Below are 17,380 nucleotides of genomic sequence, written 5' to 3' on the forward strand. Positions count from 1 at the left end.
TGAACTGAAATAAACTTAGGAAGTATGAAATGGCAAGAAATATCCTTCGTTCTCTCATTGAAAATGATAAGGGAGAACTGAAAAAATTAGAAAAAATGGCTGACAAAGTCATCTCCTATGCTGATCAAATGGCTGCTTTGTCAGATGAGCAACTCCAAGCAAAAACCCTAGAATTTAAGGAGCGTTATCAAAAAGGGGAGAGCTTAGATGATTTACTTTATGAAGCTTTTGCAGTAGTGCGTGAAGCGTCCAAGCGTGTTCTTGGTCTTTATCCTTACCTGGTGCAGATTATGGGTGGTATCGTTCTCCACAATGGGGATGTACCTGAGATGCGTACGGGTGAAGGTAAAACCTTGACGGCGACCATGCCTGTTTATCTCAATGCCCTTGCTGGTCAAGGTGTGCACGTTGTAACGGTCAACGAATACTTGGCAACGCGTGACGCGACTGAGATGGGTGAATTGTATGCTTGGCTAGGGCTTTCAGTAGGGATTAATTTAGCGGCAAAATCATCTTTTGAAAAACGTGAAGCTTACTTATGTGATATCACCTATTCAACCAATGCGGAGATTGGCTTTGACTATCTTCGTGATAACATGGTAGTGCGTGCTGAAGATATGGTCCAACGTCCGCTTAATTATGCCTTGGTCGATGAGGTGGATTCAGTCTTGATTGATGAAGCACGGACTCCATTGATTGTCTCTGGTGCGACAAATTCAGAAACAAACCAACTCTACTTCATGTCAGATAATTTTGTTAAATCTTTGGATAAGGATGATTACATCATCGATGTGTCTTCAAAAACCATCGGTTTAGCGGATACTGGTATTGATAAGGCTGAATCTTTCTTCCGCTTAGAAAATCTCTATGATGTTGAGAATGTAGCTCTGACACACTTTATCGACAATGCACTTCGTGCTAATTACATCATGCTCAATGAGATTGACTACTTGGTCAATGAAGAACAAGAAGTCATGATTATCGATCCATTTACAGGTCGTACTATGGAAGGGCGTCGTTATTCTGACGGTCTTCACCAAGCGATTGAGGCAAAAGAAGGCGTTCCTGTTCAAAACGAATCAAAAACAAGTGCTTCTATTACATACCAAAACATGTTCCGTATGTACAAAAAATTGGCAGGGATGACCGGTACTGCGAAGACAGAAGAAGACGAATTCCGCGAAGTTTACAACATGCGTGTCATTCCAATTCCAACCAACAAGCCAGTCATTCGTGAAGACCACGAAGATCTTCTTTATCCAAACTTAGAGTACAAGTTCAATGCAGTTGTGTCTGATGTGAAGAATCACTATGAAAAAGGTCAGCCAGTCTTGGTTGGTACGGTTGCGGTTGAAACCTCTGACTATCTTTCACGTCGCTTGGTTGCCGCAGGAGTTCCTCACGAGGTACTCAATGCGAAGAACCACTATCGTGAAGCACAAATCATTATGAATGCTGGTCAACGAGGGGCTGTTACTATTGCGACAAATATGGCCGGGCGTGGTACAGATATCAAGTTGGGCCCTGGTGTTCGTGAATTAGGTGGACTTTGCGTCATTGGTACAGAACGCCATGAGAGTCGCCGGATTGATAACCAGTTGCGTGGACGTTCTGGACGTCAAGGTGACCCGGGTGCATCTCAATTCTACCTGTCATTAGAAGATGATTTGATGAAGCGCTTTGGTTCAGAACGGATCAAGGCTTTCATGGAACGCATGAATTTGACAGAAGAAGAGTCCGTTATCAAGTCAGGGATGTTGACTCGTCAGGTTGAAGGGGCTCAAAAACGTGTCGAGGGAAATAACTACGATTCTCGGAAACAAATCCTTCAATACGATGATGTCATGCGTGAGCAACGTGAAATTATTTACCGCCAGCGTCAGGATGTAATCACTTCCAATCGTGATCTAGCTCCTGAAATTAAGGGCATGATCAAGCGAACAATTGAGCGTCAGATCGCCAACCATAAAGGTATGAAGCGTGAAGAGGCTTTAGAAGCCATCTTGCGCTTCGCTCAAACTAGTCTGGTTGCAGAAGAGTCTATCACTTTGGCTGACTTGAACGGTAAGGCCGATGAGCAAATCAAGGAGGAACTCTTTAATCGAGCTTTGTCTGTTTACGAAAAACAGGTTGAAAAATTGCGCGATGAAGAGCGTGTCCGTGAGTTCCAAAAAGTCTTGATCCTCCGAGTTGTTGATAACAAGTGGACAGATCATATCGATGCCTTAGATCAATTGCGGAATGCTGTTAGTCTCCGAGGTTATGCACAAAATAACCCTGTTGTTGAATACCAATCGGAAGCCTTTACTATGTTTAATGATATGATTGGCGCTATCGAGTTTGATGTGACTCGTCTCATGATGAAAGCGCAGATTCATGATAATATTGAACGTGAGCGGACTGTTCATGAAGCTCATACAACAGCCGTTAAGAACATCGTTCCAGGAAAGGCAAATGCAGTGTCATTCGAAAATATTGACCGCAATGATCCGTGCCCATGTGGTTCTGGTAAGAAATTTAAAAATTGTCACGGTCGCCACTAAATCGATTGCGGCATCATTATATATAAGGAATAAGGTCTAGGAATATTTCCTGACCTTTTTTGGAAAAAAAGATATGATCATAGGACATGGGATTGATTTGCAAGATATGAAATCCATTGAGGAGGCTATGAAGAAACGGCCATCCTTTGCAAAAAAAGTTTTAACAGAAAAAGAATATGCTATTTTTTCCAGCTTTAAGGAAAAACGTCAAGTGCAATATTTAGCAGGTCGTTGGTCGGCTAAAGAGGCCTTTAGCAAAGCTATGGGAACAGGTATAGGACAGGTTGGGTTCCAAGATATCGAGATTTTGACAGATGAAAAAGGGGCTCCTTACATCAGTAAATCGCCAATCTTAGTCAGGACCTGGGTATCCATTAGCCATTCTGGGAACTTTGTTCAAGCTAGTGTGATTTTGGAGGAAGAAAATGAAAGCTAGTTATCACAGACCGACACGAATTGAAGTGGATTTATCGGCAATATCATATAATTTAGAGCAAGTAGTTAGTCACTTGCCAAAGGAGACAGAAGTTTTTGCTGTGGTCAAAGCCAATGCTTATGGACATGGTGTTGTTGCAGTGGCTCAAGCTTTACAAGCCCAGGTAGCTGGATTTTGTGTGTCCAATATTGATGAAGCCTTGGAACTGCGGCAAGCAGGCATAGGGAAAGAGATTCTAGTCTTGGGTGTTGTTCCAGTAGCTGCTATTCCTCTAGCTCTTGAAGCCAATATTATCCTCACTGCAGCAAGTCAAGAATGGATCGATAGGCTAGAAATTTCCGCTCTAAAAGGCCTACGCCTTCATATCAAAGTGGATACAGGGATGGGACGGATTGGTTTTCGGACCAGTCAAGCTACCAATTTAGCTATTGCTAACTTGTTGGCCAATGAGGCGCGTGTAGAAGGGATTTTTACTCATTTTGCTAGTGCAGACCAAGCAGATAAAAGTCAGTTTTTAGAGCAATTATCTTGTTTTAAACGGATTATTTCTGAATTAGACTATTTACCTAGCTTGGTTCATGCTAGTAATTCGGCAACCAGTATTTGGCACGCAGACACAGTTTTTAACATGGTCCGATTGGGTGATATCCTTTATGGTCTCAATCCTAGTGGTCGCGATTTGGAATTACCTTATAACGTAAAAGCAGCCCTATCTTTAACGTCAGAGTTGGTCCATGTTAAAGAGCTGGAAGCTGGAAGTAGGGTTGGTTATGGGGCAACCTATACTTGTAGTCAAAGTGAGTATATAGGAACAATTCCCATTGGTTATGCGGATGGCTTTCTTCGTAAAATGCAGGACTTCCATGTTTTAGTAGATGGAGAACTCTGTCCTGTTGTGGGCCGTGTGTCCATGGATCAAATCACTGTTCGGCTTCCCAAGTCTTATCCGATTGCAAGTAAGGTAACCTTGATCGGTCAAGATGGGCAAGGTGCAATTTCTGCTCAAGAATGGGCAGACCATCTAGGAACCATTAATTATGAGGTTGTTTGTCTTCTATCTGACCGTATACCGCGTTTTTATTTTAAATAGCTAGATTTTCTTATATTTTCTGAAATCTACAGGTCTTACATTTTTCTTGTCTATCTCTTGTATTAGTAGTATAATACTAAACAAAAAGGAGGTAGTTCTGATGAAATCAAGACGTCGTCGAAAATCTAGAATCAATTTTATCACCGTAATCATCACCTGCCTTCAAATATTAGTGATATGTTTGATGGCTTTTTCTGTACTTACAAATGATATCAAAATAAGTAATAGCGATAAGCAACAAGAACAGCCACAGGATAGAGTTGAAAGATCGGGAATGATTCCTGCTAAAGAAGCCAGCAGTGATTTGGCACATGTTATTGATAGTGTCCTAGTCAGCCATAATTATCAAGGTGTTGCTCTACTTGTTCAAAATGGAGCACCTGTTTTACACAAGGCCTATGGTTATGCAAATCTTAACACAAAAAAGCCGAATACTATTAATAGCTTATTCCCGATTGGTTCTATACAAAAAAACTTGACTGCTTTGTTGATCATGCAGGCTGTAGAGGATAAAAAATTAAGTCTTTCAACTAAGTTAAATTCTATTCTTCCCAACTTGAAAGATTCAGAAAAGTATAGTATTGCAGACTTATTATCGATGACAACCGGTTACCAATCTGATACTAAAACCCTAAATGTAGCGAATTTATCTGAGGATGATTACTTGGAATTTGTCTTGAAGCATCTAAATGTAGTTCATTACCCTGGGACCTGGACCTACCAGCCAGCAAATTATTCTATTTTAGCCCTAGTTTTAAGGAAAATATATAATAAAGATTATAAACTTCTATTAAAAGAGTATGTAGAAAGAAATAAGATTAATCTTTCTTTTTTCTCACAATTTAATACGTCAGTTGACACTACTTTTTCTCAAAAAAGTACAGGCCAAATGAATCCGCATGTCCCTGTCGAATATACGAGAGAAGTTGGTACCGGAGAAGTTTCTATGACGGCTTCAGCTCTTTATCAACTTTTAGAAAAAGAGTTTCAACAAACGCTGCTGTCCTCTGAAAATCTGAATGCTATGTTAACGGTCTTAGGGGATAAAAATTACGTCAGCGACCTCTATCATTTCAAGGACTATATACATATGCATGGTGTTATTTCTGATTTTGAAGTAAGTGTCTATATGACCAAAGATACTCAGAATGCTATTGTTTTATGCAGTAACAAGTATGATCCTCAACTGATGGATGATTTACGAAATAAAGGCCTAATTGGGCATGTTCTACATATTTCAGGAGAAGTAGATGGTTGATAAAATGATAAGATGTGTAAAAAAACATTTACTACTTTTGCTCTCTATTTTAGCTCTAACTCTGGCCCTGGTTTATATTGTGTTTTCTAAAGCACTGATAGCAGAGAAAGATGTCAGAGGAAATGAGGTCCAAATTCCCACTATCATTATTCCCGGATCAACTAGCGATCAGCACAGTTTGGACTATATGATTGATCAATTGGTTGCTGCGTCAGAACCCCATAGTGTCTTAAAAACACGAATTCTAGAGGATGGAAGGATCCAATACGAGGGGAGTTATGACAGTAATGACAAGCGCCCTTATATTATCATCGCTTACGAGAATTCTGATGACACTTACGAGAATATTTCCAATCAGACAGAGTGGGTCGGTTTGGCGATGTCCGATTTACAGGAGAAATATGGTTTTAATGAATACAATGCCATTGGCTACTCAAATGGTGGCTTAAATTGGACACTTTATCTGGAAAATATAGGGGAAGTGACTCACCCGACTGCCAAAGTTTTGGTGACGCTGGGTACACCCTACAATTCCTATGAGTCCGATGATTCGGTGAAGAGTGATATTCTGAATGATATGATCATGAATAAAGAAAGTCTACCGAAAGATTTGACCGTTTATAATATTGCTGGAGCAAGTAGTTTAGATTATGATTTAGTAGTCCCTTTATCAAGTGTCCTAGCTGGGAAGTATATTTTCCAAGGTCAAGTTAAATCCTATAGCCAGTTTACAGTAACAGGTGATCAGGCAAGTCATACTAGTTTGCCCATCAACGATCAAATCATCGAACTTATTGTGGAAAAAATATTGCAGAGTCAATGATTTTAAATTGATTCCAGGACGACAGGATTTCTGTTCTTTATAAAATAAGATTATTTTACTGAAAGGGTTTGTTTCTTATGCTAAAACAAAGCAAATACTGGGGAATTTATAAATTTATTTTTCAGACCTTACTGTATTTTGTAATTTTACTTGTACTACTTTATTTCTTTGGCTTTGCTGGTCATGGTCAAGGTGGTTTTATTTACAATGAATTTTAAGGAAATAATAATGATTAGAGACACGATTCAAGCTATTGAAGGTTTTGCAAAGAGTCAGCCAGACTATCCTGTCTATGATATTTTAGAATCTCAGGAGACCTATCAGCAACTCAAAGAGGATTCAGATAGACTGGCGGCTTATTTGGGTGAGCAGGACTTATCCGAGAAGTTTCCACTAGTCATTTTCGGCGGACAAGATTACCATATGTTGGCTAGTTTTGTCGGGATGACCAAGTCAGGTCATGCCTCTATTCCAATTGATAGCCATTCCTCTCATGAGCGTATTAAGGGGATATTAGAAGTTGCTCAACCAGAATTAATTGTAGCAAAGGATCATAAGGTGCAAAATCTCTTGGCCCTTCTTATTTTAAAGGACGGCGTGAGGGAGCGAAATGATCGTGACATCGACATGACAAAGGCTATCAAAACATCTCTTTTGACCATCAAGATGCCTTATATGATACCATCAAAATTTATTTATCGAGATGATTTACCAAAAACTTCCAATGGGAAAAATGATATGAAAAGCCTAATCAATGAGGTTAATAGCTGATGATGAACGTATTACAATATTTGCCCAATGTAGAACCTTATGGAACCCCTAAATACTTCATATACTTGATTCCGCTTTTATTACCAATTTTTATTGGACTCTTTTACAAAAAACGATTTCCAATGTATGAATGGTTAGTCAGTCTCTTATTTTTAGCTTTGATGTTCATCGGTCCTAATTTAAAACAAGTATCAGGACTTGCTTATTATCTGCTTTGGCAAATTTTAGGAGTCTACTCTTACAAATTCTATCGTAAGCGGGCAAACAAGGCTTGGGTATTCTATCTTCATGTTTTCTTGTTAATTGTCCCTCTTGCAAGTGTCAAGGTCATGCCGGCGATTTCGGACCATAATCATTCTCTCTTTGGATTTTTAGGAATTTCCTATTTGACCTTTAAGACTGTCGGAATGGTGATGGAAATAAGAGATGGTACCTTAAAGGACTTTTCTCTCTGGAGTTTTCTACGTTTTCTAGTCTTTATGCCTACTTTTTCTAGTGGCCCCATTGATCGCTTCCGGCGGTTTGAGGAGGACTATCGAACGATCCCTGAGCGAGAAGAGCTGATGAATATGCTTGAAAAGGCCATTTGGTTCCTCATGCTCGGCGCTCTCTATAAATTTATTCTCTCTTATTATTTAGGCTCCGTCCTTTTGCCTCCTCTGAAAGCACAAGCTCTTCAAGAAGGTGGATTCTTCAATCTAGCGACAGTTGGAGTCATGTATGTTTATGGGCTCAATCTCTTTTTTGATTTTGCTGGTTATAGCATGTTTGCCGTAGCTATCTCCTATTTTATGGGGATTAAAAGTCCTTCCAATTTTGATAAGCCCTTTCTCTCAAGAGATTTGAAGGAATTTTGGAACCGATGGCATATGAGTTTGTCTTTCTGGTTCCGAGACTATGTCTTTATGCGACTGGTCATGGTTTTGACCCGTAAAAAAGTATTTAAAAATCGCAATATGACTTCTGCGGTAGCCTATCTCCTTAATATGCTCTTAATGGGCTTATGGCATGGCCTTACCTGGTATTATATTGCCTATGGTCTCTTTCATGGTACGGCGCTTGTCATCAATGATGCTTGGTTACGTAAGAAAAAAGAAATCAATAAAAATCGAAAAAAAGCTGGTCAAGCTCCCTTGCCAGATACTATTTGGACCAGGAGTTTGGGTATTTTTCTAACCTTTAATACAGTGATGCTTTCCTTTTTGATCTTCTCGGGATTCTTGGATAAGCTTTGGTTTTAAACAATAGATTGGAAATAATAAAATGGATGTAAAAACAAAAGTGATTGAATTAATTGATGAACTATTTATGGAAGATGTTTCTGACATGATGGATGAGGATCTCTTTGATGCAGGTATTCTAGATAGTATGGGAACAGTCCTCTTGATTGTTGAATTGGAAAATGCATTTGATATTAAGGTTCCTATTTCTGAATTTGGTCGTGATGATTGGAATACAGTCAATAAAATAATCGATGGTGTTGAGGAGCTGCGTCATGTTTAAACGGCTTTGGACTATTTTCGGACCGCTCATGATTGCTATTCCTCTTGTCATTTCTTTTGTTCTCACATTTCCAATTCGAACCAAAGAGAGCTATACTAGAGCTAGGGAAAATGCTGTCGCTTTAACACCTTTACATTTTAAAAATGGTGTGCTGAAACGGGCCATTTTGTCCGATTCCAAGAGAAATTTTATCCCTTTTTTCGGTTCTAGTGAATGGAAACGGATGGATAGTTTTCATCCCTCGGTTTTAGCAGAGGCTTATGATCGGCCCTATCGCCCACTCTTACTAGGAGAACGAGGTTCCCAATCTTTGGTCCATTATTTTGGAATGCAGCAAATTTCAAATCAACTTCATGAGAAAAAAGCGGTCTATTTTGTTTCTCCCCAATGGTTTGATGAGCAAGGGGCGACTCAAGACGCTTTTCAAGAGTTTTTCTCTCTAACACAGCTGACAGAGTTTTTAAAGCTAGGGGGAAAAAGTAAATCTGAACAAGTTGCCGCCGAACGCTTGCTACAAGTCAATGCAGGCATTTCTTTGGAAAACCTAGTTGTTAAAGTTGCCAACGAGTACCCTTTGTCTGATCTCAACAAGGCACAGTTAGATGCTATTGAGACATTTAGCAAACACCAAGAGTCTCTCTATAGCTATTTTCTTCCTAAGGACGGTGCTTATCAAGATTTGGTGAAACCCAAAGCAAAGAAATTACCTAAGAAATTTTCCTATGAAGCTCTCGATCAACTAGCAAGTAAAGAGGCTAGCAAAATGACAAATAATAATGAGTTTGCAATTGCCAATGACTTTTTTAACTCTTATCTTGATGGCAGACTGAAAAAGTTAAAAGGATTTCAATCAAAAGATGACTATCGCAAGTCTATAGAATACAATGATTTTCAGTTGGTTTTGAGTGAATTTGCAAAGCAAAAAACAGAAGTTATTTTTGTCATCCCACCTGTTAATAAAAAGTGGGCTGATTATACAGGTCTCAACCAAGAAATGTATCAAGAAACAGTTGAAAAAATCAAATATCAACTAATGAGTCAAGGATTTACAAATATTGCCGACTTTTCAAAAGAAGGTGACACACCTTACTTTATGGAAGATACCATTCATATTGGATGGCGAGGTTGGCTAGCTCTTGATAAGGCGGTCAATCCATTTTTGACACAGGTTTATCAAAAACCAAATTATAGAATCAATGATCGTTTTTTGAGTCAAGATTGGGCAGATTACACAGGAGACAATCAACAATTTCAATAAAAACGACTTATTGTTCTTTAGTTTTAAATGTTCGTGATGAAAAAATTAGAAAGCCGAGCAATCGGTTTTTTTCTATCTTTTCCTAAAGTCTGTAAAAATGCTTGACATGTCAGGAAAAGAGGATTACAATAGTAAGAAAGAATTGGTTATAACCAGTCTATAAGGATAATATATTGACATCAGAGAGGAGAACTATGTCGGTTTATATTCACGCAAAATCAATCATTTTAGATGAGAAAGAAGTTGAAAAGGCCTATCTGGAAATCAAGGAAGACGGGAGATTTGGTTCCATTCATTTCGAAAAGCCAGATGGAGAGATTATTGATTACTCTGACTATCACTTGGCACCAGGCTTAGTTGATACTCATATCCATGGTTATGCTTCACATGATGTCATGGATAATGATTTTGAAGGAATCAAGACCATGTCCGAAGGACTTTTATCCTGTGGAGTGACCTCTTGGTTACCTACAACTTTAACAGATTCGACTGAAAATCTGGATGCTGTCTGTGAAACCATCGGGAAACATGCCGGTCAGGAAAGTGGGGCTAAGATTCGTGGGATTTTCCTAGAAGGACCATTCTTTACAGAAAAATATAAAGGGGCTCAAAATCCCAAGTATATGAGTGATCCATCCATTGCCAAACTAGACAAGTGGCATAGTTTATCCGCTGGCTTGGTCAATAAAATTGCTATTGCTCCAGAACGAGATGGTGTGAAAGAATTCATCGAATTTGCTAAGAGTAAGAAGATTCATACTGCATTAGCTCATAGTGATGCAACTTTTCAGCAAGCAAAAGATGCTGTAGATGTTGGTGCTAACATCTTCGTCCATGTATACAATGGCATGAGTGGCCTGCATCACCGAGAACCAGGTATGGTTGGAGCTGCCTTAGACTTGAAAGATGTCTATGCTGAGATGATTTGTGATGGCCACCATGTTCATCCAGTTGCAGCTGAGATTGTTGTTAAGGCCAGAGGTCCTCAAGAAACGGTTCTCATTACGGATTGTATGCGAGCGGGTGGTATGGGCGAAGGCCTTTCTCGCTTAGGTGAATTTGAAGTTGTTGTAAAAGATGGTACCGCTCGATTGAAAGAGTCAGGAAGTTTGGCAGGATCAATTCTTGAGTTGATTGAGGCGGTGCAGAATGTCGTGGCTTGGGGGTTGGTTGCTTTACCAGATGCTTTACGGATGGCTTCTCTAGCACCTGCCAATTCTGTCAATATTGACCATGTCTGTGGTTCTATAGCTCAAGGACGGGCTGCAGATTTTATCCTTGTAGATGATCAAGGACATTTAAAAGCCACCTATCTAGATGGCCAAAAACGATTTGGATAAAAACTTCCTAGGAGGAAAGAATGAAAAAATCTTTGATTTCGCAGGAAAAATTCGACCATATGACTCGCTTGTCAGATGGTCAACAAATTATTGCCGCATTGGCTATTGATCAGCGTGGAGCCCTCAAGCGTTTACTGGCTGCAGCAGCTGGTGGGGGTGAATTTGGAGATGAAATTCTCGTTGATTTCAAAAAAGTGATTTCAAGTGATTTGACCCCTTATGCCAGCTCCATTCTTTTGGACTGTGAATATGGTGTCCCTGCTTCTAAATTGCGAGCAGGAACTTGTGGTTTTATTGCTGGCTATGAAAAAACGGGATACGATGCATCAACACCTGGCCGCCTTCCGGATTTGCTTGATAACTGGTCTGTTAAACGGATCAAGGACTTAGGGGCAGATGCCGTTAAAATTTTGCTCTATTATGATGTAGATGATAGAGCTGAGATTAACGATATTAAGCATGCTTGGATTGAACGGATTGGTAGTGAATGTCAAGCAGAAGAAATTCCCTATTTTGTAGAAATCCTAACCTACGACGCGAGTGACATGGATGTCACCTCCCGTGAATATGCTGCTTTGAAACCCCATAAGGTAACTGGTGCTATGCGGGAGTTTAGCAAACCTTGCTATAAGGCAGATGTCTTGAAGGTAGAAGTTCCAGTCAATATGAATTTTGTAGAAGGTTATACCGATGAGGAACCAGTTTATAGCTTGGAAGAAGCAAAAGGCTACTTCAAGGAACAAGCAGAGGCGACTCATTTACCATTTATCTTTCTGAGTGCGGGTGTTTCCGCTAGTCTTTTCCAAGAAACGCTGGTAGTTGCCAAGGAAGCTGGTTCAACCTTTAACGGTGTCCTTTGTGGTCGTGCGACTTGGAAGGATGCAGTGGCAATCTTTGCATCTCAAGGACAAGAAGCTGCTAAAGCTTGGTTGGGAGACAAAGGTCGTAAAAATATGGAAGATTTGAATACAGTCCTATCTTCAACAGCTAGTCCCTGGACTGATAAAGTTCAAATCAAGTAATAGTTTAGTAAAGTCAAATATCAAATAGGAAAAACTAGAATGATAGAGGGACAGTCTATCTAGGAAGATCAAACTCTATCATTTGGATTTTCAAAAAGTATAAGTGGATTGATTCTTCTGATCCCGTAAAGAAACCCCGTTTATCTGATTGAGATAAGCGGGGTTTTAAAGATTAATTACGGAAAAATGCGTCGTAGAGAGCTTGAAGAGCTTGGTTTCGCTGCTCCGTTTTGACAACAAATATGACAGAAACTTCAGAAGCCCCTTGGGAAATCATAGCCAAGTTGATATTGCGTTCAGATAGAGCAGCGGTTGCGGTTGCAGCAACACCAACATGGTTTTTCATATTTTCGCCGACAATCATGATAATAGACAAATCGTGCTCGATTTCTGCTTTGTCCACTTCCAGACTATGATTAAGTTGACGCAGAATTTCTTCCTCTTTAATAGGAGTCAATTCACGACTACGGAGAACCAAGGACAAGTCATCGATACCAGTAGGCATGTGTTCCCAACGGATATTCAAATCTTCCAGAACTTGGAGTAACTTACGACCGAAACCGACCTCTCGGTTCATTAGGTACTTAGACGTATTGATGCTGACAAAATCATCATCAGCTGCAATTCCTACAACAGGACAGGTTTCACCAGTATGTTTGAGAACAATCCGTGTGCCAGGATGGTCAGGATTGTTGGTGTTTTTAATGACTAAGGGAATACGACCACGGTATGCAGGAAGCAGAGCTTCATCATGCAAGACAGAAAAACCAGCATAGGCTAATTCTCGCATTTCTCGATAGGTCAGTTCCTTGATAGAATGAGGATTGTGAATGATACCAGGATGGGCAGCGAAGATACCATCTACATCAGTAAAGTTTTCATAAAGGTCTGCTTTAACACCAGCTGCGATAATGGATCCAGTAATATCTGAACCACCACGAGAGAAAGTGCAAATCTGATTATCTTCTGTTACGCCAAAGAAACCTGGAATAACCAGCACTTCATCTGAATTGCGGAGCTCTTCAATGCGGTCATAGCTAGATGAAAGAATGCGGGCATTGCCTGGTTCAGCCGATACAAAAATACCAGCTTTCTTAGGGTGGATATAGCGGGCAGATAAGCCTTGATGTGTGAAATATTCTGCAATTAGTTTGGCATTGTTGTCTTCACCAGCTGCCAGAAAGGCATCATAAAGAAAATCATTGTCTTCAATTGGCAGGCTAGCTAGCTCTCGAATGCTTTTAGCAATTTTTGCAATAGACTTCGCATCAAAGCCAAGTTCATCTGCCATATCTTGGTAACGATTGATAATCCAATCTTGGCTAGCAGAAACATCCTGTCCAGAAGTGTATTCCTTATAGTATTTGATCAGAGCATCGGTTACTTTTGTGTCTTCAGCATTGCGTTTACCTGGAGCAGATACTACCACGAAGCGGCGTTCTGGATCAGACTGAACAATCTTAAAAACTTTCTTTAGTTGAGTGGCGGAGGCGAGTGAACTACCGCCAAATTTGATAACTTTCATAAAATCTCCTTGGATTTTCAATTCCTTTTCTAGCATTATAGCAAATTGTAGCTTAGATGTCAGTAAAATTTAGAAAATTCAACCAATTGTTGGTTTTTAGGAGCATATCTGATGGAATAGTGCTAAAATGATGAGACATATATAAGGAAAGAAGCTAAGAAAAATTTTTTCTGTACAGACTAGGAGGCAATGGTGGCTTACAAATCAATTATTTTTGACATGGATGGAGTTCTCTTTGAAACGGAGGATTATTACTATCAAAGAAGGTTTGCATTTCTTAAGAGTAAAGGAATAAGCTTAGAACATTTGAATCCTCTGGTCTTTGTGGGAGCTAGATCCAGTCAAATCTGGTCTCTCATTCTTGGAGATGATATGGGTAAATGGGATATCCCAAAGTTGGAGGCAGACTATGCTGACTTTAAATCCCTCCATCCAACTCCTTATGGAGACTGTGTTTTTGAGGAAGCAAAAGAGGTTATTCCCTTCTTAAAAGAAGCAGGTTTCTCTCTAGCAGTAGCCTCTAATACAGATCTAGATGAGGTAAAGAGAGCATTGACGGAATCAGGTTTACTGTCCTATTTTGATAGGGTGTTCTCAGCAACAGACTGTGAGGCTTGTAAACCCCATCCAGCTGTCTACGAAAAAGCCTGTCAAGCCTTAGGAAATCTTAAGTCTGAAACCTTAGTCATTGAGGATAGCCAGTTAGGGATTGCGGCGGGTGTCGCAGCCGGTTTGACAGTTTGGGCTATTGAAGATAAGAAGTGGGGAGTGGACCAGAGTCAAGCTAGTCAGAGAATAAAAAACGTAGGAGAATTACGAGAGAAACTAAAGTAAAAATTAAGATCTATAATCAAAGAAACTTAAAATATATGAGGAAAAGTAAGGCAAACAGACCGAGTGGTAGGCAAAGGTTTTAAGAAAGTATAGTTTGGATATTCAAAGAGTATTAGAGAAATTCTCATATTTTAACCGCTTTTAGAAACGAAATTGTCGGATGTCACAGGTTTTCCAATTTTTTCGTGAAAGTTATTGATGAAGATATGCTAGAATGAAGAAGTGGTTTTATTTTATAATCAAATTAAAAGGAGTGTCCTATGCAGTTTTCAACAATTGGCTATCAAGTGGATGGTCAAATTGCTCGTCTAACTTTGCGACGTCCGGAAGTTTCCAATGGCTTTAACATTCCCATGTGTGAGGAGATTTTATCGGCTATTTAACTAACAAAAGAAAATGATGCAGTTGTCATCCTTCAAATTTTGGCAGAAGGCGCTATCTTCTCAGTTGGTGGTGACTTGGTTGAAATGAAACGAGCAGTGGATGAGGATGATATTCTTTCACTCGTTCGCATTGCTGAGTTGGTCAATACCATATCCTTTTCCTTAAAGCAACTGTCGAAAGTCGTTATTATGGTAACGGATGGAGCTGTTGCTGGTGCGGCAGCAAATATGGCTGTCGCTGCGGATTTTGTCATTTCATCAGAAAAAACAAAATTTATCCAAGCTTTTGTAGGAGTAGGTTTGGCCCCAGATGCTGGAGGGATTTTCCTCTTATCTCGCTCCATCGGTGTCAGTCGGGCTAGCCAGTTAACCATGACAGGAGAAGCTTTACCAGCACAAAAGGCTCATGACTATGGTATTGTTTATAAAGTGGTTGAATCAGAAAAACTGGAAAAAACAGTGGCGCAACTGTGTAAAAAACTCTTGCGAGGCTCCATCAATTCTTACTCTGCTATTAAACAATTGGTTTGGAAGAGTGAATTTGAGAATTGGCAGGACTATGCCAAGTTAGAATTGGATTTACAAAGAGAATTGGCTTTTAAAGAGGATTTTAAAGAAGGAGTCATCGCTCACTCAGAAAGACGTCGTCCGGTTTTTAAAGGGAAGTAATGATTGTTCAATAGAAATATTTGACTTTCAAACTAATCTGTTGTATACTTTGAAAGTCAAATAAGATGGAGGGATAAAAATGGACGATCGTAAAATCAATGAGTATCTGACCGCGATCTTTAACAATGTCTTGATTATTGAGGAGGCTAGTCTTCGCAGCAGTCAGTTTAGTGATGTTTCCATTAAGGAGATGCACACTATCGATGTAGTTGGAGATAATAAGGACGCTACGCCAACAGATGTTGCTAGGACCTTAATGGTCACTCTGGGTACAGTAACGACTAGTTTAAATAACCTTGAGAGAAAAGGTTATATCGAGCGCGTTCGCTCTACCAAGGATCGTCGTGTTGTCCACCTCTATTTGACAAAAAAAGGTCGCTTGATCTATCGCCTGCACCAGCGGTTTCACCGGGCTATGGTCCGTCAAATTACCGAGGGTATGGATGAGACGGAATTTCAAGTCATGAAAAAAGGTCTCTTAAATCTTTATCATTTCTTGGAGGATTTGAAATGACATCCTATGCTAAAATTAGCCAGGTTGCTCATTATGCTCCAGAACAAATCATTCCTAACGACGATTTAGCAAAGATTATGGAAACCAGTGATGAGTGGATTGCATCGCGGACAGGTATTCGCAAGCGCCATATCGCTCACAATCAAGAAACCAGTGATTTAGCTGCAAGAGTTGCGCAAGATTTGCTGGAAAAAAGCCAAGTCACAGCCCATGAGATTGATTTCATCATTGTGGCGACCATTACTCCAGATTCGAGTATGCCTTCAACGGCAACTCGCGTCCAAGCGGCTATTGGTGCCAATAAGGCTTTTGCTTTTGATTTATCGGCAGCTTGTTCTGGTTTTGTCTTTGCTCTTGCAACAGCTGAAAAACTCATTGCATCGGGGACCTATCAAAAAGGAATGGTCATTGGGGCGGAAGTTTTATCCAAAACGGTTGACTGGGCAGATCGCTCAACAGCTGTCCTCTTCGGAGATGGGGCTGGAGGAGTTCTGATAGAAAGCAGCCAAGAACGGCATTTTCTAGCTGAGAGCCTGCATTCGGATGGCTCTCGTGGACAAAGTTTGACCTCAGGTCGCATAGGTTTGCATTCGCCATTCTCAGCTAATCAAGATGACGAGCCCTATCTGAAAATGGATGGGCGTGCTATTTTTGAATTTGCAGTTCGAGATGTGACCAAAAGCATCGGAAAACTGATGGCAGATAACCATCTAGCATCGGATGAGATCGATTATTTCCTCATGCATCAGGCCAATTACCGGATTCTGGATAAGATGGCTCGGAAGTTGGGAGTCACCATCGAGAAATTTCCTGCTAATATGATGGATTATGGAAATACCAGTGCAGCTTCGATTCCAATCTTGCTTTCTGAATGTGTAGAGCAGGGGAAAATCAAGTTGGATGGTAGTCAGACAGTTATCATGAGCGGATTTGGAGGGGGACTCACCTGGGGCTCTCTCATCATTAAACTTTAGTTAATCATCTGCCCTAGGCAGTTATTAAAAATTTTTAAAAATCAAAAGGAGAATCAACATGGCAGTATTTGAAAAAGTACAAGCAATTATCGTAGAAGAACTTGGCAAGGAAACGGAAGAAGTACAATTGACAACGACTTTCGAAGATTTAGATGCAGATTCATTGGATCTCTTCCAAGTCATTTCTGAAATCGAAGATGAATTCGATATTCAAATCGATTCTGAAGAAGGTATGACAACAGTCGCTGACTTGGTTGCCTACGTAGAAAAAGAAACCAACTAAGATTCGAATGCTAGTTATCTAGCATTTTTCTTGAATAAATACTTTGATATTCTAAACATCGAAACATCAAATTATTTTATATATGCAAAGAAGAGACGCTAAGAAAAAATAGTTTTCGGTCTCTTCTTGTTTAGGTAATTGTTTGTAGTCATCA

The 17,380-nt window shown here is 39.9% G+C and carries 17 protein-coding genes and 1 pseudogene; 17 read left to right on the forward strand and 1 reads right to left on the reverse strand.

Annotation, left to right across the window (positions count from 1 at the left end; genetic code table 11):
• Positions 1-29 precede the first annotated feature (29 nt).
• The 12 genes from secA (at position 30) to BN1356_RS03115 (ending at position 12,044) form a co-directional block, all read left to right on the forward strand.
• Positions 30-2,543: a preprotein translocase subunit SecA gene (gene secA / locus BN1356_RS03060; RefSeq protein ID WP_093649941.1), complete on the forward strand. Its 2,514-nt coding sequence runs from the start codon at positions 30-32 to the stop codon at positions 2,541-2,543.
• 73 nt (positions 2,544-2,616) lie between these two features.
• Positions 2,617-2,979, forward strand: a complete 363-nt coding sequence (acpS, locus tag BN1356_RS03065) for a holo-ACP synthase (RefSeq protein WP_093649942.1) — start codon at positions 2,617-2,619, stop codon at positions 2,977-2,979.
• Entirely contained in the window at positions 2,969-4,069 is a 1,101-nt protein-coding gene (alr, locus tag BN1356_RS03070; RefSeq protein ID WP_093649943.1) for an alanine racemase, read from the forward strand. Before acpS ends, alr begins: the two co-directional genes overlap by 11 nt.
• 100 nt (positions 4,070-4,169) lie before the next feature.
• Positions 4,170-5,327 carry a serine hydrolase domain-containing protein gene (locus BN1356_RS03075; protein WP_093649944.1) on the forward strand — a complete coding sequence of 386 codons (1,158 nt, stop codon included), beginning with the start codon at positions 4,170-4,172 and terminating at the stop codon, positions 5,325-5,327.
• The gene (locus BN1356_RS03080; RefSeq protein WP_093649945.1) at positions 5,320-6,150 is read left to right on the forward strand and encodes an alpha/beta hydrolase; all 831 of its coding nucleotides are present in this window, start codon (positions 5,320-5,322) and stop codon (positions 6,148-6,150) included. The genes BN1356_RS03075 and BN1356_RS03080 overlap by 8 nt, the downstream gene beginning before the upstream one ends.
• Positions 6,151-6,227: 77 nt before the next feature.
• A complete protein-coding gene (locus tag BN1356_RS03085; RefSeq protein ID WP_093649946.1) occupies positions 6,228-6,368 on the forward strand; it encodes a teichoic acid D-Ala incorporation-associated protein DltX in 141 nt (46 codons plus the stop codon).
• Positions 6,369-6,378: 10 nt separating this feature from the next.
• A complete protein-coding gene (locus BN1356_RS12960; protein WP_093649947.1) occupies positions 6,379-6,921 on the forward strand; it encodes an AMP-binding protein in 543 nt (180 codons plus the stop codon).
• Positions 6,921-8,162: a D-alanyl-lipoteichoic acid biosynthesis protein DltB gene (gene dltB / locus BN1356_RS03095; RefSeq protein ID WP_093649948.1), complete on the forward strand. Its 1,242-nt coding sequence runs from the start codon at positions 6,921-6,923 to the stop codon at positions 8,160-8,162. Before BN1356_RS12960 ends, dltB begins: the two co-directional genes overlap by 1 nt.
• 22 nt (positions 8,163-8,184) lie before the next feature.
• Complete coding sequence (gene dltC, locus BN1356_RS03100) at positions 8,185-8,424, forward strand: D-alanine--poly(phosphoribitol) ligase subunit DltC (RefSeq protein WP_093649949.1); 240 nt, start codon at positions 8,185-8,187, stop codon at positions 8,422-8,424.
• A complete protein-coding gene (gene dltD, locus BN1356_RS03105; protein WP_093649950.1) occupies positions 8,417-9,682 on the forward strand; it encodes a D-alanyl-lipoteichoic acid biosynthesis protein DltD in 1,266 nt (421 codons plus the stop codon). Before dltC ends, dltD begins: the two co-directional genes overlap by 8 nt.
• A gap of 194 nt (positions 9,683-9,876) precedes the next feature.
• A complete protein-coding gene (gene nagA / locus BN1356_RS03110) occupies positions 9,877-11,022 on the forward strand; it encodes an N-acetylglucosamine-6-phosphate deacetylase (RefSeq protein ID WP_093649951.1) in 1,146 nt (381 codons plus the stop codon).
• Positions 11,023-11,042: 20 nt separating this feature from the next.
• On the forward strand, positions 11,043-12,044 hold the full coding sequence (locus tag BN1356_RS03115; RefSeq protein ID WP_093649952.1) for a tagatose 1,6-diphosphate aldolase: 1,002 nt from the start codon (positions 11,043-11,045) through the stop codon (positions 12,042-12,044).
• A 172-nt stretch (positions 12,045-12,216) separates the two neighbouring features.
• Here the strand turns inward: BN1356_RS03115 and BN1356_RS03120 are convergent, their stop codons facing one another.
• Positions 12,217-13,569: an aspartate kinase gene (locus BN1356_RS03120; protein ID WP_093649953.1), complete on the reverse strand. Its 1,353-nt coding sequence runs from the start codon at positions 13,567-13,569 to the stop codon at positions 12,217-12,219.
• Positions 13,570-13,761: 192 nt separating this feature from the next.
• Between BN1356_RS03120 and BN1356_RS03125 the strand changes: the two genes are divergently transcribed.
• From BN1356_RS03125 to BN1356_RS03145, 5 genes and pseudogenes are all read left to right on the forward strand, one after another.
• A complete protein-coding gene (locus tag BN1356_RS03125; protein WP_245620282.1) occupies positions 13,762-14,403 on the forward strand; it encodes an HAD family hydrolase in 642 nt (213 codons plus the stop codon).
• A gap of 260 nt (positions 14,404-14,663) precedes the next feature.
• Positions 14,664-15,455, forward strand: a pseudogene (locus BN1356_RS03130) (enoyl-CoA hydratase).
• A 79-nt stretch (positions 15,456-15,534) separates the two neighbouring features.
• Positions 15,535-15,969 carry a fatty acid biosynthesis transcriptional regulator FabT gene (gene fabT / locus BN1356_RS03135; protein ID WP_093649955.1) on the forward strand — a complete coding sequence of 145 codons (435 nt, stop codon included), beginning with the start codon at positions 15,535-15,537 and terminating at the stop codon, positions 15,967-15,969.
• Complete coding sequence (locus BN1356_RS03140) at positions 15,966-16,943, forward strand: beta-ketoacyl-ACP synthase III (RefSeq protein ID WP_093649956.1); 978 nt, start codon at positions 15,966-15,968, stop codon at positions 16,941-16,943. The genes fabT and BN1356_RS03140 overlap by 4 nt, the downstream gene beginning before the upstream one ends.
• Positions 16,944-17,001: 58 nt before the next feature.
• Positions 17,002-17,226, forward strand: a complete 225-nt coding sequence (locus BN1356_RS03145) for an acyl carrier protein (RefSeq protein WP_093649957.1) — start codon at positions 17,002-17,004, stop codon at positions 17,224-17,226.
• The last annotated feature ends 154 nt before the right edge of the window (positions 17,227-17,380 follow it).

This window comes from Streptococcus varani, assembly GCF_001375655.1.
Lineage (GTDB): Bacteria > Bacillota > Bacilli > Lactobacillales > Streptococcaceae > Streptococcus > Streptococcus varani.

Coding starts and splice junctions, on each gene's coding strand:
- secA (WP_093649941.1), top strand. CDS start 30: ATGGCAAGAAATATCCTTCGTTCTCTCATTGAAAATGATAAGGGAGAA.
- acpS (WP_093649942.1), top strand. CDS start 2,617: ATGATCATAGGACATGGGATTGATTTGCAAGATATGAAATCCATTGAG.
- alr (WP_093649943.1), top strand. CDS start 2,969: ATGAAAGCTAGTTATCACAGACCGACACGAATTGAAGTGGATTTATCG.
- BN1356_RS03075 (WP_093649944.1), top strand. CDS start 4,170: ATGAAATCAAGACGTCGTCGAAAATCTAGAATCAATTTTATCACCGTA.
- BN1356_RS03080 (WP_093649945.1), top strand. CDS start 5,320: ATGGTTGATAAAATGATAAGATGTGTAAAAAAACATTTACTACTTTTG.
- BN1356_RS03085 (WP_093649946.1), top strand. CDS start 6,228: ATGCTAAAACAAAGCAAATACTGGGGAATTTATAAATTTATTTTTCAG.
- BN1356_RS12960 (WP_093649947.1), top strand. CDS start 6,379: ATGATTAGAGACACGATTCAAGCTATTGAAGGTTTTGCAAAGAGTCAG.
- dltB (WP_093649948.1), top strand. CDS start 6,921: ATGATGAACGTATTACAATATTTGCCCAATGTAGAACCTTATGGAACC.
- dltC (WP_093649949.1), top strand. CDS start 8,185: ATGGATGTAAAAACAAAAGTGATTGAATTAATTGATGAACTATTTATG.
- dltD (WP_093649950.1), top strand. CDS start 8,417: ATGTTTAAACGGCTTTGGACTATTTTCGGACCGCTCATGATTGCTATT.
- nagA (WP_093649951.1), top strand. CDS start 9,877: ATGTCGGTTTATATTCACGCAAAATCAATCATTTTAGATGAGAAAGAA.
- BN1356_RS03115 (WP_093649952.1), top strand. CDS start 11,043: ATGAAAAAATCTTTGATTTCGCAGGAAAAATTCGACCATATGACTCGC.
- BN1356_RS03120 (WP_093649953.1), bottom strand. CDS start 13,569: ATGAAAGTTATCAAATTTGGCGGTAGTTCACTCGCCTCCGCCACTCAA.
- fabT (WP_093649955.1), top strand. CDS start 15,535: ATGGACGATCGTAAAATCAATGAGTATCTGACCGCGATCTTTAACAAT.
- BN1356_RS03140 (WP_093649956.1), top strand. CDS start 15,966: ATGACATCCTATGCTAAAATTAGCCAGGTTGCTCATTATGCTCCAGAA.
- BN1356_RS03145 (WP_093649957.1), top strand. CDS start 17,002: ATGGCAGTATTTGAAAAAGTACAAGCAATTATCGTAGAAGAACTTGGC.